The organism is Bacillus sp. JUb11 (assembly GCF_024807925.1).
GTDB lineage: Bacteria > Bacillota > Bacilli > Bacillales > Bacillaceae > Bacillus > Bacillus altitudinis.
Genome location: NZ_JANUEZ010000007.1, coordinates 65,531 through 87,614, shown reverse-complemented (window position 1 = coordinate 87,614; position 22,084 = coordinate 65,531). Strand labels below are relative to the sequence as shown.

Here is a 22,084-nt window from a genome sequence, read left to right as displayed (position 1 = left end):
TTGAAATTAGATTTTTACTTAGGATGGTGTCAAATGACAGAACATGTGGAAACGAAGTTAGCGCAAATTGGAAACCGCAGCGAAGAGGTGACTGGTACTGTCAGTCCTCCCGTTTATCTTTCAACAGCTTACAGACATAGAGGCATTGGGGAATCAACAGGATTTGATTATATTCGGACGAAAAACCCAACAAGGCAGCTTGTAGAAGATGCGATTGCTTCACTCGAAGAAGGAACGGCCGGTTTTGCCTTCAGTTCGGGAATGGCTGCCATCCAAACGATCATGGCGCTGTTTGAGAGCGGGGATGAACTCATTGTTTCATCAGATTTATATGGCGGTACATACCGTCTATTTGAAAACGAATGGAAAAAGTACGGACTGCGCTTTGTTTATGATGATTTTTCAGATGAAGACTGTTTACGCTCTAAAATGACGCCAAATACAAAAGCCGTCTTTATTGAAACGCCAACAAACCCACTCATGCAGGAAGCGGATATTCAACAGGTTGCGAAAATCGCAAAAGAACACGGTGCATTGGTCATTGTGGATAACACCTTTTATACGCCCGTCTTGCAAAAACCGATTACACTCGGAGCGGACATTGTCATTCATAGTGCAACCAAATATTTAGGCGGGCATAACGATGTTCTTGCCGGACTTGTCGTCACAAAAGGAGAGAAGCTATCGGAAGACATGTTCCAGCATCAAAACGCCATTGGGGCGGTTTTATCTCCATTTGACTCATGGCTTTTAATGAGAGGAATGAAAACATTGGCGCTGAGAATGCGCCAGCACGAGGCAAATGCGAAGGAATTAGCTGACTTTCTAAAGCAGCAGCCGGAAATTCAAGATGTCCTTTACCCAGGCAAGGGAGGCATGCTGTCATTCCGAGTAGCCAAAGAGGACTGGATCAATCCATTTTTGAAGCAGCTGAAAACGATTTGTTTTGCTGAAAGCCTTGGCGGAGTCGAAAGCTTCATTACGTATCCTGCAACGCAAACCCATATGGACATCCCAGAAGAGATTCGCATCGCAAACGGTGTGTGTAACAAATTGCTCCGTTTCTCAGTCGGGATTGAGCATGTGGAGGACCTAAAAGCAGACCTGAAACAGGCACTATCAAATGTGAAAGAGGAGGTACACACGAAATGACCACACACGATTGGACATTAGAAACACAACTCGTTCATAATGCGTTTAAAACAGACCGTTCAACAGGTGCAGTCAGTGTACCGATTCAACATGCATCGACGTTTCACCAAAGCAACTTCGATGACTTTGGTCAATATGACTACTCCAGATCAGGCACCCCTACACGTCAGGCATTGGAGGATACCATTGCAGCGCTAGAAGGAGGAACGAGAGGGCTTGCCTTTGCGTCAGGTATGGCAGCCATTTCAACCGCTTTTCTTCTGTTATCAAAAGGAGATCACGTTCTTGTCACAAGAGATGTGTACGGCGGGACTTTCCGAATGATCACCCAAGTTCTTTCAAGATTTGGGATTGAGCATACCTTTGTGGACATGACCAATTTGAATGAAGTGAAACAAGGCATTCAATCAAATACAAAAGTCATTTACATGGAAACACCGTCAAACCCTACACTCGGTATTACGGATATTGAAGGTGTCGTACAGATTGCGAAAGAACATGACTGTCTGACTTTCTTAGATAATACGTTTTTAACGCCTGCGCTTCAGCGTCCGCTGGACCTTGGTGTTGACGTTGTGCTGCACAGCGCAACGAAATTTTTAAGCGGCCACAGTGATGTACTGTCAGGCTTAGCCGTGGTGAAAGATGAGAAGCTAGGAGACGAACTTTATTCGCTGCAAAACTCCTTCGGGGCGGTACTTGGCGTACAGGATTGCTGGCTTGTGCTTAGAGGATTAAAGACCCTTCAAGTCAGATTAGAAAAAGCCAGTCAAACCGCATTAGAACTGGCTTCATTCCTCAAAGAACATCCTGCGGTCAAAAAAGTATATTACCCAGGATTAGATGATCACCCAGGGGCAGACATTCAGCGGAAGCAGGCGAGCGGTGCAGGTGCTGTTCTTTCATTTGAACTAGAAAACCAAGCGGCTGTCAAAGAATTGGTCGATGGCGTCACATTACCTGTATTCGCCGTCAGCCTCGGAGCAGTCGAATCCATTCTTTCCTATCCGGCCAAAATGTCCCATGCCGCTATGCCAAAAGAAGAAAGAGAAAAAAGAGGCATCACGGATGGTTTACTTCGATTAAGTGTGGGCGTAGAAAACGGAGAAGACCTCAAAAGGGACTTCAAACAAGCACTAGATCAACTAAAGCCCGTCCTTGTGAACCAATCATAAAAGTCAGTGAAAAGCCGGTATGGATACCGGCTTTGTGCCTTTTTTGAACAAAACCATTGACGACTGATCATGATGGTTATATAATAGAGACTGTCAGTAACAGAAAGCCCAGAACTGATACATAACCCGATTCCGTAGCTCAGCTGGGAGAGCGCTACCTTGACAGGGTAGAGGTCGCTGGTTCGAGCCCAGTCGGAATCATATGAAAAGACGTTGATACAGAGCCATTCTTGAGATAATCGAGAATGGCTTTTGTATTTCTGAAAGGTATAATTAGCAAATAAAAACCACACTGAAAAGTACAGTGTGGTCAATTTAATATGTGGTCAATTTGATTGGCTATCTGTTGGAAAGAGGCTTCAAATGCTCTTGGTGTTGTCGTTAAGGGTAATACAACAGGACAAAAAATCGCTCGTTTTAAGACTGGTGGATTAGTTGGTAAAGTACCAGTTCAAGGAGCTTTAGCTGTAGTAGATGATGGAGAAATTGTCCCCAATAAACAAGACTCAGTTAACATGCTTAAAGCTGTAGAGCTGCTTAGAGAATCAAAGATAGAAGATATAATAGTATGGGAGCAATAGCAAAGAGCTACGAGTCAATACGAAGTATGTTTAACAATGTTGCTTCTTCAGTAGCTATCCCTATACTTTCTGTTCCAGGATTTGAAGTGTCAGAGTCCATGAATGTTACCAACAATTATTCAGTGAATATGTACATCGATAAAATGGTCGCTGATGAAAAAGGGGCTGAAAAAGTTCTAGGGCGAATTGTAAATGGAGTAAAGTAAATGTGTGGAATTTTTTAAAAGGTTTATAGAACTTAATCTATAAATCTTTTTTGTTTGTTTTTTCCAATGGGTTGAGAGATAATTGAAATTAAAGATTTTTTATTCAGAAAGAGGTAATAGTTTGCTCAAGATGCTCAAAAAGAAAAAAATAACCAAGTTGCAAACAAAATTTTTAAATAAGCTCTTCTCAATTGTCGACAACAACGAAGAATATTTAGAATTTATTAAAAAGAAAAACCAGCAGTTAAAAAACGAAGAGTTTGTTCATATTAGTAAAGTTCAATTCTATGACGTTTATGATAACACTGAGTTGAATAAGTTAATTAGAGGTATTGGAAATTTAAATAGATGTGAATACGCTGTAGAGCTGTTTTTGAATTATAAGAAAAAAAGAGAATTAAATTATTTAAAAATGCAGTATGATTATACGAGCATATCCAATATAGGAGTAGTAACTTTTAAGAATGATTTATTTGTAGATAAAGTAACTCTTGCATTTACTCAAATAAACAACAATGAAGTTGTTGTAGAATTTTGTATTAATTTTAAGAAAATCATGAATAGTGATAATTGGAATGAATTTATTAAAGATAACAAAAAATCGTTAAATGATAAATGGTTTTTAGGTTATTTTGATATTGACAAACATGTTGAATTAAAACAATTTGAATTTATTCATAATTCAATTCTAAATCTCAGAGGCACAGCTTTACAGGCTAAGTTAGCAGATTTATTAAACTTAAATTTAGGGAGGAAATATACTTTACCTCAGTATAATGCTATAAACTTTTCAGAAAAACATCTCAATGATGAAACATTTAAAAATGTATTTCTATTTCAAACTATTAAGATTGACCGAAACTTTATGTTAGTTGATTTAATTAGAACAGAAGGCCTCAAATTGGATTTTTATTATTCAAATAATTACTTATTTTCACCTATAAATATATTAGGATTGTTTGCAACTTATCGAATGGATTTTTATTATTTCTTATTTGAAAATATTGAACGTCATGAGATCAATGAAATAATTAACAAGTACTTTTTGAATACTTCGAAAAGAATTAAATATAGAGATTACAAGTGGCTTATTAATAAAATGAGATCATTAAATGATAACAAGCTACTTGGAAATTATAGTGAGTCCAGTGTACTAGTTAAAGAGTGGAAAGCTTATATAAATGGTGAAGAAACACCATTGTATTTTGTGAGTGGTAAGTATACAGAGAAATATAACATCATTTACTCTGAATCTTTAGATCATATTAGAATGGCTTACTCTATTCAAAAAGAAAATTTGGTAATATATTTAGCTTCTGGTTCTTTAATCGCTTCTTTAATTGGAGTAATTCTCACATTAATTTTAAAATGATTAAGTTTATTGGTGAGAAATATATTGCCCGCTAGATTTTTAAATTTTAAATAAAAGAAGTATGTTGAAGAGAGTAGGGGAGGGATTAATATGAAAGTTTCTTTAAATGATGTTAGACCAGGAATGTGAGAAAAAGAACCCTATAATTTTGGGGTTCTTTTTCATGACTTTTTTATATTTGTACATTAGGTGTGTCTTTAGTGTATTCTTTTTTGCATACTCAAAGATTTCTTTCCAATTTCCTCTATTAGTTCTGACCACAATAAAACACCTCTAATTCAATTTCTAAAATTAATAATAAGAAAAATAGAGGAGGGGGTTTATATGTAAATGATGGTAATTAAAAAAGACCTTCAAGAGAAGGCCGTTAATTGAATTTCTTTTTTAATCCATCCATCATATCTGCATCATAAAAAGATTGTAAAAGCTCGTCCACATTGATTTTTTTATCCTTCTTGCTTAGAAATTGATTGATGATCTCTTCATATTCTTCTCTAGTATTTCCTTCAATATCTGAAAGGTTTAATTCCTCACCAAAGTGTCTAATGAACGCTAACCTTGTTATATCATATGCCTTTTTGTCTTCCTCTTCACAACTGCAAAATGCTCCTGAGAGAGTGATAAGGAATTGAACGTCTTCATCGTCTAAACCGTTGGCTTTTTGGAACTGAATGAATTGATTTTGTGACATATATAGTCACCATCCTTTTACCTAAAGTATGAGTAAATCAGCAGTGAGAACGATGTATTCAACAACAAGTCCGATTGTATCAGCTACACCTCCATCTATATGTTTTCTAAGCTCTGCAGAAACAACCTCTCGAGCCCTACCAGCTGCATTTTTTGGAGTATCAATAATTTTTTCTAATTCTTTAATGATTTTGTTTGCATTTTTGACAGTACCATTTACAGCTTCCTTTCCAAAACGTTGCTGCAAAAGCCATTTTGCCCAGTCGTTATTTACTAAGCCTTTAATTACTTTGATTGCTGCCTTAATAGCTGCACCCTTAGGGCCATTTGTAGTAGCAAGTGGATCATTGTTAGCATTCTCAATAGCTTTAAATGCTTGAAGCAAGGCTTCTTGTTTTTCTAATGGTACATCTCTTAAAGCAAGTTGTTTTTGTAGCTCAGTAGGATTGAAAGTTACTGCCAAATTTTCTTTCTGTTCGATCTTTTCTGCTGCATATGTAGCTGTTGTGGGAATGAAAACTGCTGCTGATATGAGAACTAGCAACATCTTAACAAAAAACTTTTTCATTGGAATACTTCCTTTCTAATCATTTTTCAATAGTGAGGATATCACAGAAAGGAATTAATTTTACATAAATTAGAATAAATAGGCTTTAAATCACATGCTGTTTGTCTTTGTTTAATTCGATGTGTTACTAATTTCTTACATCTTGAAAAGGGCATATTTACGCATGAAAAAACCATCTACACATCAATGTAAGTGGCTACTTGTCAATCTAATTTTTTATTTATTTGATTTAATTCATTCTTTACATCATCAATGAATTCAATAATATTGTATTCAATTTCTTTTTAGATGTAAGGTTAATAGGTGAGTTACTATTTGTAACAATCATGAGCACATTAGGGCTATTCCTACTGCTCATGATCGTCATTTCTAGCTGATTAGAAAGTGTTGGCGCACTATCTAATCTGATGGGTTGGTACGCGCCCGTGATACCAGCCCATTCTAACTTAATTTAGTTTATATTCAATAGGTCGTGCATTTTACAAGGCAAGTAAAGTTTACCTCACCTAACTAAATAGAATCAGTCTATACTCCTGGATCAAGGTGTTGTCTTTAGTGATGCCTATTTTAAGGGTAAGACTGTCGTGGAATGCGCTAACACACGTTAAACTTGAAAGGGTAGTGACTCAGCCGATTCGATAAATGAGGATAGGATACCACTGTGCTTCCCTATTTGCACATGTATCTGAAAGGCGGAAGCTGCCATTAAGTGCTGAACGAAGGATGGGTGTATCGTTTCTGACGATGTAGGACAAGCCACAAGTATGAGAGCGCAAAATTGCGCTTTCTGAAACTGTTAGGGACACTTGACACAGTAGGTTTGTTTGGAGAATAACCAACGGCAAATAGGGTGACACATACGGATACCATAAGCTTGATACACTATCAAGATGATTAGTCGCCTGTCTGAGTTTGTTTATTTTTTTACAAGCAAATTCAGGCAGACAACTTGTCCAGCCGTTGTCCATTGCTTTCAACCTATCAAGCCAAAAAGCAAACGACAAGTCAAGACTAATCATGCGGTCTTATGTTTGCCACTTGTAATAAAGAAGTGTTCTTTGGGGTATAAGTGTATAAAGCAAGCATAATATAGTGATGATAAGAATATGATTACAATAAGTGGAAAAGGACTTGTTAACTTGTTTTGTTTATATTACAATTACTGTACGATCACCAAAAATAGGTTGCGCAGTAATTAATGCATTGAAATCTTTTTGGTGAGGTGTTTAACATGTGTGAAAAAAAGGAGGACAAAAATATGTTCGCCAATACTGTGTCTAAACGTAAAGCAGTCAAGAAACCTAAGCTATCTAAAAATAAGTTTTCCAATTTAACTGAAAATGATTGGAAAGAAGCCAATGAACAAACAAAAAAGGATCGTGGGATTTCTGGACTTACTTATCGTGACATTTACGGGAGGTAATTAGAAAGTTGTCGGATTTTATTTCAAAGAAAAGTTGGACAAGCATTGAAAGGGGAACGGAATATCTTGCTGCTTTTACGTTTCATGCCAAGAGACCCCTTTCTTTCTTTTATCCTGATTCACAAGATCCTGAAAAAGGAATTATCACCAATTCTATTGGGGATTTTAGTCCAGAAAAACAAAATGATGGGACTTTTAAAGGGAGAGTGCAACATATTGTTGTTCCATTGAAGCCGCGAAATGTTGTAGTCATTACATCAGACGAAATTAATAAATCCCAAAACTACGAATACATTTTGGTTGCTCCTATTTATACTATTAAAGATGCCGATAGAAATAAAGATTGGTATTCTATTTTAAGAGACGATGAACATCCCATATATACTTATCTACCTGGTAAAAATGGTCTTGAGAGGTATGCCGATCTAAGTCAAACAACGAGTATACATAAAAGTTTACTTCTAAAGAAACTAGTTACAATTGAAGAGGAAAGATGGGAAGTATTAGAAGAGAATCTTTTACACTGTTTATCATTAGGGATTATAGATGAGGATGTAGAAGACGCTGATGCTTAATTTGATATTCATAATCTTTTAAGGAGGCTATAAATTAGCCTTTTTTATTTGTCTAATACCCGAGATTTTAGCTCTCATTCAACTAATATCAACTCTAAATTAGGTTAGTTTCATTTCTGTCCATTTGACAGGTATAAAAGGGAGTAGTTTTAACCGACACTCTATCAGTATGATAGGAACACTATGCCGGTCACCACTATCATTTAAAATGAGGGTATTAAGCAGATGCCTAAGCTGAACTTAGGAGCTAGACTAACCTACAATGGGGATCTCATAAATACCTACCGTCATTTGAGATGACATCAGCTGGCTCAATTTTAACCGACGCAAAATTGCGTTCGTTGTTTAAAACTAAGATATTCTCAAATGACTTAAACATCATTACAGCCGAGATAAACTCATATAAGCAAGTAGCTGGACAAGCCATATTTGAGATTGGTAGACGGTTGAAACATGTGAAAGAGAATGATTTGGTTCATGGTGAGTGGATTAAGTGGTTAGAGAATATAGACATGGATAGGCATGATGCGTCTAAATTTATAAAAGCTTATGAAGAATTTTCAAATGTGGGTACGTACCCACATTTAAGCCAAAGTAAGATATTCCAATTGATTTTTTTACCATCTAATATCAACAAAAAAGAATTCATCAATTCATCTCACCAAATTCCGTCAACAGGTGAAACAAAAACTGTAGACGAAATGACAGTGCGTGAGCTGCGTGAAGTCAAGAAAGCATTAAAGGAAGCTGAACAAGATAAAGAGCGATTAGAACGTGAGTTAGATGAAGCTAAGAGTATGGATCAAGATGAATTGATTGAAGATTCGAGTCACATTGGTGTCACAAGAAATGTTTTTACTAATAAGAATCACTCAGTATAAGTTAGTAAACTAAATAGAATGAACCTTTATGTACCAAGGGTTGGGACGATTATTTAGAATGTGTTAGAATTAGTCAGAAAACGTGTCTCGTCCTTGACAGGGTAGAGGTCGCTGGTTCGAGCCCAGTCGGAATCATCGTTGAAACCCTTGCCTAGCAAGGGTTTTTTTGACAACGAATTTTTGTTCTGTTTCTTTTGGTTGGGGATGAACTTTATCCACCAGATTGTTTCTCAGTATTTTTAGAATCAAAAAATCCCTTTTCCATACAGATCACACACTTTTAATAGTATCAGCATATCCAGTTTAAGAGGTTACTTACAAAATATTTAGAACTTTTTAGTAAGAATCCTCAGAAATGTAATACGGTTTTAAGTATTTTCATTTATAATTCTCTATTTGTCTATACTTTTCATATCGCTGTTGTATAAGCTCTTCCGAGGATAATCGTATCAATTTTTTAAGAGATGATTCGATTGCAGCTTCAATCAATTTTGCCTGTGATTTTATATCATTTTGTGCTCCACCCTTAATTTCAGGAATGATTTCATCAATAATTCCTAAATGCTTTAAATCTTTTGCTGAAATTTTCATGTGTTTAGCAGCTTCTGGAGCATACTTAGCATCCTTCCATAGGATAGATGCTGCTCCTTCTGGCGAAATGACCGAGTACCATGAATACTCTAACATATGGATATGGTTACCGACACTAATGCCAAGAGCTCCACCACTTGATGCCTCTCCAATTACAATACAAACAATTGGCACTTTAAGTGTAGTCATTTCAAATAGATTTCGAGCTATCGCTTCAGAAATTCCACGTTCTTCAGACCCTTTCCCTGGATAGGCGCCTATTGTATCAATAAATGTAATAATAGGGCGATTAAATTTATCAGCTTGTTTCATAAGTCTTAGCGCTTTTCTATATCCTTCTGGATGTGACATTCCAAAATTTCTTTCTATATTTTCCTTTGTACTTCTCCCTCTTTGATGACCAATAACCGTAACGGGCATTCCTTTAAATCTTGCAATACCACCTATCATTGCTTGATCATCACCATATAATCGATCACCATGAAGTTCGAAAAAGTTTGTAAACAATAAAGGTATATAGTCCAATGTCGTGGGCCGGTTACGTAGCCTTGCAATTTGAACTCGCTGAAAAGGTGTAATATTAGAATAAATTTCATCTTGCATTTTATTTAAACGTTTTTCTAATACATGGATTTCTGAAGATAAATCTACATTATGTTCTTCCATCATTTTCTTTAACTCATCAAATTTCTCTTTTAATTCAATAATAGGACGTTCAAAATCCAAACTCATTTTATCCTCCAAAGGGTATGATTTACCTCACTCTAATCAAAAGACTTAGAAATAGAATCAATAAATAATTCAAAACCATCCACAACTATTTTTTGTTCTGATTCTGATAAATTATTGAGGATACGTTGATAAAATGTAAGGGATTGTTCTCTTAAGCGATTAACAGTAATGTGGCCTTTTTCTGTGAGGTGCAGAAAAAGTTCTCTTCTGTTTTCTTCATTTACTTCACGATAAACAAGTCCCTTTTTTACTAACTTATCTACCAATCTACTTACAGTTGAAGTCTCTAATCTAAGTTTATTGGATAGTTGCCAAACAGTTAATTTTTCCATCTCTATTTCCTCTAACGCCATCATTTGAGAAGTTGGTAGAGGTTTTTCAAATGGTCCATTGGGCAAATTTTGAGATTCAAAAACCCCAGTTATTATAATCATTTTCTTAATATCTGATCTTAGTTTTAAGGCATCTTCTCTTTTCAAAAAGGTCACCCTCCTAAAATTCATGTATGATACATCAATTGTATTATACATGAATATGTTTTTTTCACAAGTTTAACGTAAGCCCATATGACAACATGGACAAGAGATTTCTTCTTGTTAAAATGGTTTAAGTGGATTGATCATAGTCGATCCACCTGATTGATAGATGCATCAGGATCTTACCCTAAGTAATTGCTGTTTACTGTTCTTTCAACAAAAATATGAAAAATAAAGAGAGGGGGAGAAAAATATGAAGTCATTTTTACTAATTGGACAATCTAATATGGCAGGTCGAGGCTTTAAGCATGAAGTGCCACCAATTTATAATGAAAGAATCATGATGTTGCGAAATGGTAGGTGGCAAATGATGACTGAACCGATTCATTTTGATAGGCCGGTAGCTGGTGTAGGACTGGCGGCTTCCTTCGCGGAGACTTGGTGTAAGGATCATGAGGGAGAAAAAATTGGTCTTATTCCATGTGCCGAAGGTGGCAGTTCCATTGATGAGTGGTCACGAGATGGGGCATTATTTCGTCATGCAATAAATGAAGCTACATTTGCAAAGGAAGATAGCGAATTGGCCGGGATATTATGGCATCAAGGAGAAAGTGACAGCCAAGATGGGAAATACAAAGAATACGATGAAAAAATACGAAGATTATTTCATGAGCTAAGAACTGAATTATCTGTACCTAACATTCCGCTTGTGATAGGTGGTTTGGGCGATTTCTTAGGAAAGACAGCATTTGGCGCAGGATGTGTGGAATATCAACTGATCAATGAGGTACTACAAAAATATGCAAATCATCATGAAAATTGTTATTATGTTACCGCGAAAGGCCTTATACCTAATCCGGACGGAATTCACATTAATGCGTTGTCCCAAAGAATATTTGGTATAAGATACTATGAAGCATGTCGAAAAACAGAACATATACATGAACCATTACCAAATGAACATGAGCTAGTGAATGACTGTCATAATAGAATGAATACCTCAGCGGAGAATACATATATAGCACTAGAAAAATTCACGTTGGGCAAGATAACTTACGAAGAGTTGCTGCAGGCTTTAACGTAGGTAAAGGTCATGGTAGTCTTTGAATAGACAGAAACATGATATATCTTTTGAAAGGATGATTGTGGTGGTAAAAACAGATAAAGCTTCCTCCTGAATACAAGAAATTACATTCAGGAGGAGATAAAAAATGTTTAAACAAATAGATGAAAATTATCCGAGAAAAGAGCACTTTCATCATTATATGACGGTAACCCGATGCTCATATAGTCTGGTGATCGATCTAGACATCACGAAATTGTATGCGATATTAAAAGAAAAAAGGCTAGATTCAATGCAAATTACCTGAAGACAAAAGGTATTCTCATGGAAATCTAGAAGATGAAGGCAGACTGAAATGAGTCTGCCTTTTAGTTTTGTGATGATAAAGACATGTGCCAAAGGTTTATTGATGTACAATGGTTCTTTTTGCGGTTTCTTTTCGGTGTCATGTAAATTTCTGTATGTCATAATAAATGTAATATAAGGCAATCTTGTGGAAGGGGAGTAAGGGGATGGAGAAGGTTCTTTCTTCACATGTTGGTGTGAAAATAAATGAATGGTATAAAATGATTCGTCAATTTAGTGTTCCAGATGCAGAGATTTTGAAAGCTGAGGTAGAACAAGAAATTGAACGAATGGAAGAAGACCAGGATTTACTGATTTACTATCAATTGATGTGCTTTCGTCATCAGCTTATGCTTGATTATATTAAACCCTCTGATCAACGCTCTTTATCCATTGCAGACTTAGTTGATAAAATAGAAAACTCCAATCATAAATTGTCCGGCATGCTGCAGTATTACAACGCTTTTTTTCGTGGGATGTACGAGTTCAGTATAAAAGAATATGTACAGGCCATCCAATACTATAAAATGGCGGAGAAACAACTTACGCTAGTTATAGATGAAATTGAACAAGCTGAATTTCATTTCAAGGTGGCTGAAGCTTATTATATTATGAAACAAACCCACGTTTCGATGCATCATATTTTAAAAGCTCTGGAAATCTACGATCAATATGATCTGTATAAAGTAAGAAAAATTCAATGTTTATTTGTCATAGCAGGAAATTATGATGATTTGGCTCGACATGATAAATCAATTCCTCATCTAAAGAATGCAATTAAAATTGCAGAGGAAATTGGAGATCAAAAAATCCTAACTAAAGCATTTTTGAACATTGGCCATACATTTGATAGAGACGGTCAATGGGATGAAGCTATCAATTATTTTGAGAAGGCTATTCAAAAGGCAGATGATGATTCGGAGCTTCTTACCAAATTGTATTTTGCGATTAGCTGTACGCAATTTAAAGCAGGAAGACTTAAAGAAGGAGAAGCATCTTTAAAACAAGGAACTAATATACTTGAGGAAGCCCCTAATAAGCTTTATGAAAATCTATTTACCTTCTTAGAAGCGGTTTATGTTAATAATATAAATGAGGAGCAGCTGGCCGAAGTGTTTCAGTATCTAGAACAGAAACAGCTTTTCGCTTACGCTGAGGCATGCTATATAGTGTATGCAGATGAGTATGGGAAAAAAGGTCAATTTGAAGAAGCAACAGCTGCTTATCAAAAGGTATTAGAAACACAACTCAAAATTCAGAGAGGGGATTGTTTGTATGAGTTTTAAGAAGGGTTTTACGATGATTGCTCTTACAGTGGTTGCAGCTGCAGGAGTGTACACTATTGCAACTGATCGAAACACAACATCGATACAAATACAAAAAATCGATCGAAACACGACTATGATCGATCGAAACACAACTTCTCAAAACGTATAGGCAAAATTAAAACAGACCCTGCATGGTCTGTTTTTTATGGGGACGGATTGGGGACGAACCCTTTCAGCTCTCTTCAGAAATGCACATTTTTTATCAGAAAGGCTCATCATAGAACCTTATTAAATCAGCCTTTTTCAGGGAAGGTCTGTTTGCTTCAGATGAGGTCATTCACCTTGACAGGATAGAGTTCGCTGGTTCGAGCCAGTCGGAATCATAGATGTTGATACAGAGCCACTCTCGAGATAATCGAGAGTGGATTTTGTATTTTTAAAACCAAAAAGAAAAAGGTAACATTACCAAAATAAAAACCACACTGAAAATATAGTGTGGTTAATTTAAAATGCCGTCCATTTGATCAGCTATCTGTTGGCCTGTTGAAGTTAGTACATGAGCATATGTTTGAAGCGTTACTTTTATACTTTTGTATCCTAGTCTTTCACTCACTACTTTTACAGGTGCACCATTTAACAATAAAATAGGTGGTGGTTCGTTGACCTGTTTTTCTTAATCAGGGAGCTACATAAAGTGGCTCTCTGCACAGAATCAATCTTTCTTTTTTTTGTAGTCTTTTACTAAGCTTGAAACAGTTAAACCCATTACACCGAAAGCTACTACATAAAATAAAATATTTGTTACAGGTGTATCAATTTTCCCTAAAATCAAGACAACAGCTATAATAGCGATGGGTAAAGTAATTAACAAACTTTTGGATGCTTTATTTTCCTGTGTCATTAACCAAGCACCTCCTTATTGTTTCAGCATTGTGTTTTAGTTCATTTTAAAAAACGAACAACATGATGGTTTTAGCAACCCACCATGCTGCATTTTCACTTCCAGTAACTTTAAGAGCACCTAAATAAATACCATGTTCAAGAGTGCCTGTATAATGCTCAATAGTTATTAGAATTGTTTCTAACCCTGTAACACCGCCTATCATTACTTTCAGTTTTGAAGGTAATTGGTCATAAGCTTCTTTTATTGCTTTTATAGCCCATGTGAATTTACCGTGTGTAATAGCTTCTCCATTTGTTTTTGATTGAGCTCCTTTAATTGCTTTTTTGAACTTTTCTGTTTCTACTTCATTTAAATTCCAATACTGTGTTATCTCATCTATTGTAGGCTCTTTTGCTTGATCAAAAGAAGATTTTACAAATGAATAAGAATAGAACTGTTCTTTCTCAAAAGCTTTAGATGCATTTGCTTCTGCAAAAGGTGAGAGTATAAAAACAGAAATTCCTGCAACCATTGATAATATTAAACCTTTGGAAGTACTTGATTTTCCCATAATAAGCTCCTACTTTGGAATATTTTTTAGATTAAGCTTTCAACGTAATTAATAATTCAATAATTGTTTTAGTTGTTAGAAATATTCTTCCTTTTCTAAATAATGTTATCATTTGTAAATAAATGAAGTAAATAGGTTATTTGTTATAGGATAGAATGGTACAATATACATATTAATTACGAAAAGACATGACTAGCAAAGAATTTAAATCATTCGTAGAATCTAAAAAAGGAATATCTTTTTTGCTCTTAAAAACGAAGAAATACCAGAGGGGAATATTAAAGAAGAAGAGGAGGATAAATAGCTTCTACAGAAAAAATAGAAGTGAATACAGTATATCGTTAATAATTACAGGATTTTTATATCTTCTTTGTAAGCTGAGAAAGATATAGAGCACTAGAAAAGTTCACGTTAGTCAAGATCACTTAAGAAGAATTGCTGAAGGCTTTATCGTAGGCTAAGCTTATGGTAGCCATTGAATGAAAACGTTATAACTTAGAGTAGTGGTAGACAGAAACATAACCTACCGGTTGAAAGGATGATTGTGGTGGTAAAAACAGATAAAGCTTCCTCCTGAATACAAGCAATTACATTCAGGAGGGGATAAAAAATGTTTAAACAAATAGATGAAAATTATCCGAGAAAAGAGCACTTTCATCATTATATGACGGTAACCCGATGCACATATAGTCTGGTGATCGATCTAGACATCACAAAATTGTATGCAATATTAAAAGAAAAAAGGCTAAAAGTATATCCTGTGCAAATTTATTTGTTAGCAAGAGCTGTGCAGCAAATTCCTGAGTTTCGGATGGATCAAGTGAACGATGCACTTGGTTACTGGGAGATTCTCAATCCTAGTTATACGATTTTAAATAAAGAAACAAAGACATTTTCAAGTATCTGGACGCCTTATGACGAAAACTTTGCTCGGTTTTATAAAAGCTGTGTAGCGGACATGGACACTTACAGCAAAAGTAACAACCTATTTCCGAAACCTCATATGCCAGAAAACATGTTCAATATTTCAAGTCTGCCGTGGATTGATTTTACTTCTTTTAACCTTAATGTATCTACAGATATAACTTATTTACTACCAATATTTACGTTAGGTCAATTTAAGATGAAAGAAGAAAAAATCACCTTGCCAGTCGCGATTCAAATCCATCATGCTGTTTGTGATGGCTATCATGTCGGTCAATATGTGGAATATTTGAGGTGGCTTATTGAACATTGTGAAGAGTGGTTAGACGATTCATTGGATATGTCCTGAATGTCAGGAGTGATTTGCAAGAGGTTTCCAATGGTTTATAGAAGTTAGCATAAAGCAGACTTTAACGAGTCTGCTTATTTGTTGTGTGATGAAGAAGTTATTAGTTTGCAAATAAGGCAATCATGTTTTGTTTCTCAATTATTTTTGCGGTTTCTTTTCGGTGTTTTATAAATTCCATTATGTGATAATAAATGTAATATAGAGGGAATTGATGGAGTGTGGATAGGGGTATAGAAATTTTCAGCTTGAAACTGTCTTCAAGAGTAGTAGGCCTGAAAAATGATTCTGAGTGTTTGTCATGTAAGCTTCTAAATTAATTAATGATAGGTGATGAACTACGGAGTAATGGAATATTTTGAAACTGTAAAAAGGGCGGGAGATTCTTATAGAAGAAAGCAGTGATTTTGTCGGATGTGAAAAAATGTATGCTCACTCTATCTTAAAATCATTATATTGAATTAAATGTATATGTATTTACTCTAAAAATTGATAAAGGTGGTTTACATGATGAAAAAAAGCAATACATTATTACTGTCTTCAATATTTTTAGCTAGCACGATATTCCCTGCAACTGTTTCAGCAACTACTGTTGAGAAAAATGAAACTGAATGGATAACAATTGCAGAGGATACTTCAACGGATTCTGTATCGCATTCAACTAACAAAAAATCGGCAAAAGCTGACTATGTTACGAATTGGAAACTAAGAAAAACTGGTGGATTGATTGGCGAGATATTTCAATGTAACTACAGCATGTTAACGACAGCGAAGTCAAAGGGTAAAATTGATTATATAGAAGCAAAATCACGACTATATGGAGGAGATGGAGGACTTTCTAAAAGCAAGACCGATTCTGCGAAGAAATCAAATTATGCTGGAGCGAATGCTGCCGGTGGTGTTGATGGTGGTTGGGGATGTAAAGGTAAAGCGATTGGAAACTCTTTATATAAAGATAGTGGTTATAAAACTGTTAGTCGCCAAAAGACTTTTAAAATTTAATAGTCGTGATGAGACATAGAACAATTTTATTCATAACCATTTTCATCGTATTACTAATGACTTTTATTTTATTTGTCGGACAAGGAAAAGTCTCTGGCGATATAGACTATAATGATGAAATGTTGGATGTTACTGGACCAGGAACGGAGACCGTATCATATGGTATGTATGAACCTGAGGGGAAGCTTCTTGATACTCTAGATATCGGTTTGATTAAGAATAACCAAATGAACAAAGTTCTTTCCTTCTCACACTACATAGATGCAGATAGAAAGTACACGTTATTCTTACTAGCAAATTTTAATCAAATAGCATTTTCTGCAGATAATCATAGACCAGCTAAATCATACACATTTGAGATGACTAAAGACCAGGTGATGACATTACCAATCAAAGCGACATTACCAAAAGATGTTGGAGAAATAGCGTTTATTATTGTTCCCGAAGCAAAGTATCATTTGAAAGATAGTCATATAGATATAGCGACAGGTTTACAAGAAAATTATATTATGCGATTCATTACAAAAAAAGCTTCATCTCATCATATTAGAAGTGAATTTTCTCCAATATATAAAACGGATGAATTAACTGGAGAAGAAATTTTCATGGCTTCAGGAAAGGTTTCAAATAAAGTGCTGTATACTTCAAAAAGTCAAATGCCGGTCTATCTCCAAGTGGATAATACAAGTAAAGAAAAAATGAATTATGCTTTAGTCGCATTCTCGGAATTCGATCAACAAAAATTCAATGGAAAACCTGTGATGTATGTATCTGTAGAAAGTGAAAAAACAAATGTTTATCAAATAAAATTGCCAAAAGTGAAAAAGGAAAAGAATTTTCAAGTCATTGCTTTTCCTGCACCTTTTGATAATAGTACTAAATTTGAGGAAGTTAATTTTAGAGGCTATTCTTCTATTAGAACGTTAATTCAACCATAGGAGGCAATTTTATGTGGATGATCATTATTTTATTCATTATATTGATAGGATTTACAGGGAACATGGTATCGATTTTGAGAAATATTCAACAATCTAATGAAAAGATTATAAAATTATTAGAAGAAAATCAGACACACAAGTAGTCCATTGAGTTATGGTTTATGACAGCGTATTTAGCACACTGCTCCTGAGAGGGAGCTCTTTATTTACGGTTTCTTTTTGGAAAGAGTAGCAGAATAGAAAGGCTCTTAAAGCTCAAAATGATATTCAAAAAGGAGAGTGTCTGTATGGTGATTAAAAGACTCCTAATCATTGTATCCATTGTATTGTTAAGTGTTTCAACAGCAGAAACTTTAAAAATCATTGAAACGAAATCAATTCGGAATACAACAATGGAGGAACAAAAATCATATCGAAACACGACTATGATTGATCGAAATACAACTTCTGAAAACGCATAGACAAGATTAAAACAGACTTTAAGAGTCTGTTTTTTTATGAAGTAGAATGAGTAAATGAACAGTTGGTCAATGTTATACTTATCTCAGATAGATACGAGGAGGCATCCACTTTGAAATCATTCTGGGAGAAAGAAGAAGAGAGTCCTTTTACGTTAGAAAAGATAGATGAGGCACAAATTCGTGAAGCAGAGGGAACGCTTGGTGTCACTTTACCTGATACATACAAAAAACTCATTTTAGAATGGAATGGTGGTTTTACAGTTCGTAATGCTTTTCCAACCGAACGGCCGAATTCATGGGCAGAGGATCATGTTCAATTTGACCATCTAAGAGGAATCGCCAAAGATGATGGAATTATGAATAGCGCTCAGTTAAGTGATGAATTGGAGCTGCCCGAGGGACTTATTTTCATCAGCGGGGAAGAAGATACATGGATCGCCATGGATTACCGAGAAACGAAAGAACATCCTCCTATTCACTATTTCGATTTAGAGCTGGAAGTAGATTTTAAGCTGGCAGATAGTTTCGATGAATTTGTTGAGCGGTTATATACAGCTGACGACGCCATGGTTGAAGTAATAGAGATTGAGGAGGAAGCTTCGGATTTATATATCAGTAAAGAAGAGCTTGAACACATTTTTGAGAGAGGAGACCTTCGTCAGCAGAATCTCTTCAAAATAGCGCATTATCCGATGGAAGACATTGAAGAGATCGCATGGTTTTTCATGCGCATGAAACAGTGCATCAAACAGATAAAAGATCAACATGTCTTGTATGAAACAGCTACTGCTATTCACTCCAACCTTCTGTTAAACCCAGATATGCCAAGGAATGACCGTATCAATCAAGAGCTGCAAGAAATGGCTGAATTTCTAGAAAATAGTGGAGATCCGAATATCGCCTTTTTGGGAGGGGACATTCATCCAGTGAAAAAACGACAGTGAAAGAAAAAAAGCCCCCAAAAAGGGCTTTTTTTAATCTAATTCATGAAAAAATTGTTTGAGCTGATCAATGAAAACGGATTTGGATTTTCCCTTTTTATAGATAAACTCAATATTGATGTTGAAATTGATAGATGGATCGATTGAAATTTGTTTTAATGTTCCTTGTTTTACTTCATTTCTAACACAATGATGAGGAAGAAACGATAGTCCCATTCCTTGCAGTACCAAATTTTTTGCAGTTTCCATATGATCAACCTCAATGGAAATGTTCGGTGTGATGTTGTTTTTTTGAAATAATCGGTGGAGCATCAACCAATCAAATGACCCATAGTCAAAGAAAATAAAAGGTTGTTCTTCTAGTTCTTTCATATTGATGTTGCCATGGCTGGCGAGCGGGTGATGAGTTGGGACGAACAGCCCGATTGGATCGCTGAAAATCGGGATGGATTCAATTTGAGGATGTGTTTCAGTCCTGACAATGCCAAAGTCTACTTGGTTGTTAATCACTTTTTGGACAACATCCTTTGAATGTCCTGTTACAATTTTCACTTTCAGGTTTTCGTATTTTTCTTTTAGGGCGGGCAATATGTTAGGCAATAGATTATTGGAAATAGAGGATGCGCATCCAATCGTCAATTCATAAGGGATCATCGTTTGTTTGAGACTATGCTTTGCTTCTTGATAAGAATGGAGAATCTTTTTGGCATGCGGGTAAAACTGTTCACCTTTTTCCGTCAGAGATAATTTATTTCTCTGTCTATCAAATAATTTCAGATCTAATTCTTTTTCTAACGATTGAATACGTGCCGAAACAGAAGGCTGGGTTAAATACAGTGCTTCTGCAGCTTTATTGATACTGCCTAGCTGGCATACATAAATAAACGCTTCTATATTCTCAATATTCATGTTATCCCCTTATATGACGTTCTTTAAATGTTTAGCTTTTCAAGCTCATACACTAATTTTACAGCTTCTTTCGCCAAAATGACAGTAGGGTCAATCACTTTCACAGCTTTGGTTGACCTTAGAACTAAAGGAATTTCTGTACAGCCGGCAATGATAGCTTCTGCTCCTTGATTGATTAGAATTTCTGCAGCTAACGCCAGTTCACTTTCGCCTTTACTCAATTTCCCTGCTTTCACGGCATAAATCCCATTCATCACGTTTTTCTGAAGAGTTTCACTAGGAGTCATGACATCAATCTTGTGATGGGCACAAGCCTTTTGATAGAGCTGGGTTTTTAATGTGCCATCAGTACATAGTAGGCCCACAGACGTATAGTGATGTTTGTTCAGGTGCTTTGCGGTTTCTAATGGCATATTCATGATAGGGATATGAGTGGATTGTTGTACGTTTTCTAAAAAGAAGTGAGCGGTATTGCATGCAATCAGAATAAAGTCCGCTCCTGCGCGTTCTAATCTTTTAGCTGATGCAATCATATATTCTGTAGGATCTTCGCCTTTCCCAAATATGGCATTGGTTCTATCAGGGATTTGCGGATAATTATCAGCAATTACATGGAGATGATCTTGATCTTTAATAGCTGGTGTATGAGAGATGATTTTTTTCATCAGATCAATCGTCGCTAAAGGGCCCATACCACCCATAATCCCAATCGTTGTAGACATCACTATCACCACATTTCATTTTTTTCTATTATAAAAAAAGAAAGGATGGTGAGTGTTATAGAAAAGTTCTATTTGTATATAGAAGGTTGATCAAAAGCGCCTTTTATTTTCTTCTTTATCTGTTTTGCGGTATGAGTTGCAATCTAATTAAAAAACATTAGAATAAAGAAAAATTGATAAAGGAGCAGCCATATGAATTTCAATTTGAATGAAGCTTTAGATATGTTGAGTCGAACTCCTCGTACATTAGAAAGTCTTTTGTCAGGTTTATCGAAGGATTGGCTTCACAGTCGTGAAGGGGAGGGAACGTGGAATCCCGTTGAAGTCATTGAACATTTGATTGAAGCAGAGAAATTCAACTGGATTCCCCGATTAAATGTCATTCTTGCTGATGGAGAGAATACCCCATTTCCTGCATTTGACCGCTACTCCCATTTGAATCAAACTGAAAGACAGATAGAACAAGCACTAGCGGAGCTTCATCATGTGCGGATGGAGAATGTGGCATACATTCAGCGTATGACACATTCAAGTCTTGATCTAGAGAAAAAGGGCGTCCATCCAGAATTCGGCGTCGTGCAAGTGAGCGAATTACTTTCTGCGTGGGTTGTCCATGATTTCACCCATATTTCCCAAATTGTTCGGGTCATGGCGGAACGATATCGAACCGATGTAGGATCGTGGAGCGCTTATTTAGGGATTTTGAATAGGAAATAAATGATTAATGACGCTTCGAGTCCCACTCGGATTGAAGAATCGCATATTGATACTCATCGACCCAATGTCCTTTTGACATATAATTTTGTAGCAAATGTCCTTCGCGCCTCATGTCTAAACGTTCCAGCACTCGAATGGATTTTTCGTTTCGTACATCTGTAAAGGCAATGATTTTATGCTTGTTCAGTGTAGTGAAAATATATTCGATCATTGAATTCAAGGCTTCATGAATATAGCCCTTTCCTTGAAATTCAGGCGCTAGGGTAAATCCTATTTCAACGATTCTAGGCTCGCTGCCGAGTGTATGAATGGCGCAATCTCCTATCAACTGATTGGATTCAGATAAGGCAATCGCGTATTGAAACCACGTCCCTGGTTGATTAGGTTGTTGCGTCATTTGGTGTTGAACAAATGATTCAGCGTCTTCGTGCGTGTAGTTTTCCCAAGATTGAAATGTGGCAATAGAGGGATTTGATCGGTATTGATAAAATGCTTCAATATCCTGCTGATCAAACTGACGAATCACAACCCGGTTTGTTCTTGTAAATATGCTGTTTGCATTCTTCATGTGT

At 35.9% G+C, this 22,084-nt stretch carries 26 protein-coding genes, 1 tRNA gene and 1 pseudogene; 19 read left to right on the top strand and 9 right to left on the bottom strand.

The window, feature by feature from the left end; all coding sequences use genetic code 11:
- The first annotated feature begins 33 nt into the window (after positions 1–33).
- The 6 genes from M2369_RS14410 (at position 34) to M2369_RS14385 (ending at position 4,486) form a co-directional block, all read left to right on the top strand.
- Positions 34–1,152: a methionine biosynthesis PLP-dependent protein gene (locus tag M2369_RS14410; RefSeq protein WP_259254749.1), complete on the top strand. Its 1,119-nt coding sequence runs from the start codon at positions 34–36 to the stop codon at positions 1,150–1,152.
- Positions 1,149–2,327, top strand: coding sequence for a cystathionine beta-lyase (gene metC / locus M2369_RS14405; protein ID WP_259254748.1), 1,179 nt, complete (start codon positions 1,149–1,151; stop codon positions 2,325–2,327). Before M2369_RS14410 ends, metC begins: the two co-directional genes overlap by 4 nt.
- 128 nt (positions 2,328–2,455) lie before the next feature.
- Positions 2,456–2,528: transfer RNA gene (locus tag M2369_RS14400), tRNA-Val, on the top strand.
- Between the two features lie 134 nt (positions 2,529–2,662).
- Positions 2,663–2,908, top strand: coding sequence for a hypothetical protein (locus tag M2369_RS14395; protein WP_259254747.1), 246 nt, complete (start codon positions 2,663–2,665; stop codon positions 2,906–2,908).
- Complete coding sequence (locus M2369_RS14390) at positions 2,896–3,114, top strand: hypothetical protein (RefSeq protein WP_259254746.1); 219 nt, start codon at positions 2,896–2,898, stop codon at positions 3,112–3,114. The genes M2369_RS14395 and M2369_RS14390 overlap by 13 nt, the downstream gene beginning before the upstream one ends.
- 82 nt (positions 3,115–3,196) lie before the next feature.
- Positions 3,197–4,486 (top strand): hypothetical protein, encoded by a 1,290-nt coding sequence (locus tag M2369_RS14385; RefSeq protein ID WP_259254745.1) that lies wholly within the window; start codon positions 3,197–3,199, stop codon positions 4,484–4,486.
- Between the two features lie 367 nt (positions 4,487–4,853).
- Here M2369_RS14385 and M2369_RS14380 read toward each other — a convergent pair whose 3' ends face one another.
- On the bottom strand, positions 4,854–5,177 hold the full coding sequence (locus M2369_RS14380) for a hypothetical protein (protein WP_259254744.1): 324 nt from the start codon (positions 5,175–5,177) through the stop codon (positions 4,854–4,856).
- A gap of 21 nt (positions 5,178–5,198) precedes the next feature.
- On the bottom strand, positions 5,199–5,744 hold the full coding sequence (locus M2369_RS14375; protein WP_259254743.1) for a hypothetical protein: 546 nt from the start codon (positions 5,742–5,744) through the stop codon (positions 5,199–5,201).
- 1,258 nt (positions 5,745–7,002) lie between these two features.
- Here M2369_RS14375 and M2369_RS14370 point away from each other — a divergent pair.
- The 3 genes from M2369_RS14370 (at position 7,003) to M2369_RS14360 (ending at position 8,623) form a co-directional block, all read left to right on the top strand.
- The gene (locus M2369_RS14370) at positions 7,003–7,167 is read left to right on the top strand and encodes a hypothetical protein (RefSeq protein ID WP_169744074.1); all 165 of its coding nucleotides are present in this window, start codon (positions 7,003–7,005) and stop codon (positions 7,165–7,167) included.
- 8 nt (positions 7,168–7,175) lie between these two features.
- The gene (locus tag M2369_RS14365; protein WP_045035238.1) at positions 7,176–7,742 is read left to right on the top strand and encodes a type II toxin-antitoxin system PemK/MazF family toxin; all 567 of its coding nucleotides are present in this window, start codon (positions 7,176–7,178) and stop codon (positions 7,740–7,742) included.
- Positions 7,743–8,038: 296 nt separating this feature from the next.
- Positions 8,039–8,623 carry a DUF3102 domain-containing protein gene (locus M2369_RS14360; protein ID WP_259254738.1) on the top strand — a complete coding sequence of 195 codons (585 nt, stop codon included), beginning with the start codon at positions 8,039–8,041 and terminating at the stop codon, positions 8,621–8,623.
- A gap of 378 nt (positions 8,624–9,001) precedes the next feature.
- Here the strand turns inward: M2369_RS14360 and M2369_RS14355 are convergent, their stop codons facing one another.
- Together M2369_RS14355 and M2369_RS14350 are read right to left on the bottom strand one after the other, a co-directional pair.
- Positions 9,002–9,946, bottom strand: coding sequence for an acetyl-CoA carboxylase carboxyltransferase subunit alpha (locus tag M2369_RS14355; protein ID WP_259254737.1), 945 nt, complete (start codon positions 9,944–9,946; stop codon positions 9,002–9,004).
- Positions 9,947–9,978: 32 nt separating this feature from the next.
- Entirely contained in the window at positions 9,979–10,425 is a 447-nt protein-coding gene (locus tag M2369_RS14350; protein ID WP_047945567.1) for a MarR family winged helix-turn-helix transcriptional regulator, read from the bottom strand.
- A gap of 250 nt (positions 10,426–10,675) precedes the next feature.
- Between M2369_RS14350 and M2369_RS14345 the strand changes: the two genes are divergently transcribed.
- From M2369_RS14345 to M2369_RS14330, 4 genes and pseudogenes are all read left to right on the top strand, one after another.
- The gene (locus M2369_RS14345; protein ID WP_216894923.1) at positions 10,676–11,506 is read left to right on the top strand and encodes a sialate O-acetylesterase; all 831 of its coding nucleotides are present in this window, start codon (positions 10,676–10,678) and stop codon (positions 11,504–11,506) included.
- 127 nt (positions 11,507–11,633) lie between these two features.
- Positions 11,634–11,771 (top strand): annotated as a pseudogene (locus tag M2369_RS14340) (CatA-like O-acetyltransferase); the annotation flags it as partial.
- A 226-nt stretch (positions 11,772–11,997) separates the two neighbouring features.
- Positions 11,998–13,116 carry a response regulator aspartate phosphatase gene (locus tag M2369_RS14335; protein ID WP_216894925.1) on the top strand — a complete coding sequence of 373 codons (1,119 nt, stop codon included), beginning with the start codon at positions 11,998–12,000 and terminating at the stop codon, positions 13,114–13,116.
- Positions 13,106–13,267, top strand: coding sequence for a RapH phosphatase inhibitor (locus M2369_RS14330; protein ID WP_142154801.1), 162 nt, complete (start codon positions 13,106–13,108; stop codon positions 13,265–13,267). Before M2369_RS14335 ends, M2369_RS14330 begins: the two co-directional genes overlap by 11 nt.
- 543 nt (positions 13,268–13,810) lie before the next feature.
- Here the strand turns inward: M2369_RS14330 and M2369_RS14325 are convergent.
- Together M2369_RS14325 and M2369_RS14320 are read right to left on the bottom strand one after the other, a co-directional pair.
- Positions 13,811–13,999, bottom strand: coding sequence for a hypothetical protein (locus tag M2369_RS14325; RefSeq protein WP_045035248.1), 189 nt, complete (start codon positions 13,997–13,999; stop codon positions 13,811–13,813).
- 46 nt (positions 14,000–14,045) lie between these two features.
- On the bottom strand, positions 14,046–14,552 hold the full coding sequence (locus M2369_RS14320; protein ID WP_259254732.1) for a hypothetical protein: 507 nt from the start codon (positions 14,550–14,552) through the stop codon (positions 14,046–14,048).
- A 610-nt stretch (positions 14,553–15,162) separates the two neighbouring features.
- On the opposite strand from M2369_RS14320, the gene catA reads away from it, so the two are divergent.
- The 5 genes from catA to M2369_RS14295 all read left to right on the top strand — a co-directional run bounded on the left by catA (position 15,163) and on the right by M2369_RS14295 (position 19,167).
- A complete protein-coding gene (gene catA / locus M2369_RS14315) occupies positions 15,163–15,825 on the top strand; it encodes a type A chloramphenicol O-acetyltransferase (protein ID WP_216894929.1) in 663 nt (220 codons plus the stop codon).
- Between the two features lie 507 nt (positions 15,826–16,332).
- Complete coding sequence (locus M2369_RS14310; RefSeq protein ID WP_056407879.1) at positions 16,333–16,824, top strand: hypothetical protein; 492 nt, start codon at positions 16,333–16,335, stop codon at positions 16,822–16,824.
- Between the two features lie 56 nt (positions 16,825–16,880).
- The gene (locus tag M2369_RS14305) at positions 16,881–17,762 is read left to right on the top strand and encodes a hypothetical protein (RefSeq protein ID WP_259254729.1); all 882 of its coding nucleotides are present in this window, start codon (positions 16,881–16,883) and stop codon (positions 17,760–17,762) included.
- Between the two features lie 287 nt (positions 17,763–18,049).
- Entirely contained in the window at positions 18,050–18,223 is a 174-nt protein-coding gene (locus M2369_RS14300) for a RapH phosphatase inhibitor (RefSeq protein WP_160757922.1), read from the top strand.
- Positions 18,224–18,333: 110 nt separating this feature from the next.
- A complete protein-coding gene (locus M2369_RS14295) occupies positions 18,334–19,167 on the top strand; it encodes an SMI1/KNR4 family protein (RefSeq protein ID WP_259254727.1) in 834 nt (277 codons plus the stop codon).
- Positions 19,168–19,197: 30 nt separating this feature from the next.
- Here M2369_RS14295 and M2369_RS14290 read toward each other — a convergent pair whose 3' ends face one another.
- Complete coding sequence (locus M2369_RS14290) at positions 19,198–20,073, bottom strand: LysR family transcriptional regulator (RefSeq protein WP_008348346.1); 876 nt, start codon at positions 20,071–20,073, stop codon at positions 19,198–19,200.
- A 23-nt stretch (positions 20,074–20,096) separates the two neighbouring features.
- Complete coding sequence (gene cuyB, locus M2369_RS14285; protein WP_047945578.1) at positions 20,097–20,795, bottom strand: cysteate racemase; 699 nt, start codon at positions 20,793–20,795, stop codon at positions 20,097–20,099.
- A gap of 192 nt (positions 20,796–20,987) precedes the next feature.
- On the opposite strand from cuyB, the gene M2369_RS14280 reads away from it, so the two are divergent.
- Positions 20,988–21,512: a DinB family protein gene (locus M2369_RS14280; RefSeq protein ID WP_259254721.1), complete on the top strand. Its 525-nt coding sequence runs from the start codon at positions 20,988–20,990 to the stop codon at positions 21,510–21,512.
- 4 nt (positions 21,513–21,516) lie between these two features.
- On the opposite strand, the gene M2369_RS14275 is transcribed toward M2369_RS14280, so the two are convergent.
- Positions 21,517–22,080 carry a GNAT family N-acetyltransferase gene (locus M2369_RS14275; RefSeq protein ID WP_259254719.1) on the bottom strand — a complete coding sequence of 188 codons (564 nt, stop codon included), beginning with the start codon at positions 22,078–22,080 and terminating at the stop codon, positions 21,517–21,519.
- Positions 22,081–22,084: the final 4 nt, after the last annotated feature.

Excerpts from the sequence above, each read along its gene's own strand:
- M2369_RS14320 (WP_259254732.1), bottom strand. The coding sequence starts at position 14,552 with ATGGGAAAATCAAGTACTTCCAAAGGTTTAATATTATCAATGGTTGCA.
- M2369_RS14335 (WP_216894925.1), top strand. The coding sequence starts at position 11,998 with ATGGAGAAGGTTCTTTCTTCACATGTTGGTGTGAAAATAAATGAATGG.
- metC (WP_259254748.1), top strand. The coding sequence starts at position 1,149 with ATGACCACACACGATTGGACATTAGAAACACAACTCGTTCATAATGCG.
- M2369_RS14290 (WP_008348346.1), bottom strand. The coding sequence starts at position 20,073 with ATGAATATTGAGAATATAGAAGCGTTTATTTATGTATGCCAGCTAGGC.
- M2369_RS14410 (WP_259254749.1), top strand. The coding sequence starts at position 34 with ATGACAGAACATGTGGAAACGAAGTTAGCGCAAATTGGAAACCGCAGC.
- M2369_RS14275 (WP_259254719.1), bottom strand. The coding sequence starts at position 22,080 with ATGAAGAATGCAAACAGCATATTTACAAGAACAAACCGGGTTGTGATT.
- M2369_RS14380 (WP_259254744.1), bottom strand. The coding sequence starts at position 5,177 with ATGTCACAAAATCAATTCATTCAGTTCCAAAAAGCCAACGGTTTAGAC.
- catA (WP_216894929.1), top strand. The coding sequence starts at position 15,163 with ATGTTTAAACAAATAGATGAAAATTATCCGAGAAAAGAGCACTTTCAT.
- M2369_RS14310 (WP_056407879.1), top strand. The coding sequence starts at position 16,333 with ATGAAAAAAAGCAATACATTATTACTGTCTTCAATATTTTTAGCTAGC.
- M2369_RS14305 (WP_259254729.1), top strand. The coding sequence starts at position 16,881 with ATGACTTTTATTTTATTTGTCGGACAAGGAAAAGTCTCTGGCGATATA.
- M2369_RS14390 (WP_259254746.1), top strand. The coding sequence starts at position 2,896 with ATGGGAGCAATAGCAAAGAGCTACGAGTCAATACGAAGTATGTTTAAC.
- M2369_RS14330 (WP_142154801.1), top strand. The coding sequence starts at position 13,106 with ATGAGTTTTAAGAAGGGTTTTACGATGATTGCTCTTACAGTGGTTGCA.
- M2369_RS14325 (WP_045035248.1), bottom strand. The coding sequence starts at position 13,999 with ATGACACAGGAAAATAAAGCATCCAAAAGTTTGTTAATTACTTTACCC.
- cuyB (WP_047945578.1), bottom strand. The coding sequence starts at position 20,795 with ATGTCTACAACGATTGGGATTATGGGTGGTATGGGCCCTTTAGCGACG.
- M2369_RS14345 (WP_216894923.1), top strand. The coding sequence starts at position 10,676 with ATGAAGTCATTTTTACTAATTGGACAATCTAATATGGCAGGTCGAGGC.
- M2369_RS14360 (WP_259254738.1), top strand. The coding sequence starts at position 8,039 with ATGACATCAGCTGGCTCAATTTTAACCGACGCAAAATTGCGTTCGTTG.
- M2369_RS14370 (WP_169744074.1), top strand. The coding sequence starts at position 7,003 with ATGTTCGCCAATACTGTGTCTAAACGTAAAGCAGTCAAGAAACCTAAG.
- M2369_RS14300 (WP_160757922.1), top strand. The coding sequence starts at position 18,050 with ATGGTGATTAAAAGACTCCTAATCATTGTATCCATTGTATTGTTAAGT.
- M2369_RS14375 (WP_259254743.1), bottom strand. The coding sequence starts at position 5,744 with ATGAAAAAGTTTTTTGTTAAGATGTTGCTAGTTCTCATATCAGCAGCA.
- M2369_RS14355 (WP_259254737.1), bottom strand. The coding sequence starts at position 9,946 with ATGAGTTTGGATTTTGAACGTCCTATTATTGAATTAAAAGAGAAATTT.
- M2369_RS14280 (WP_259254721.1), top strand. The coding sequence starts at position 20,988 with ATGAATTTCAATTTGAATGAAGCTTTAGATATGTTGAGTCGAACTCCT.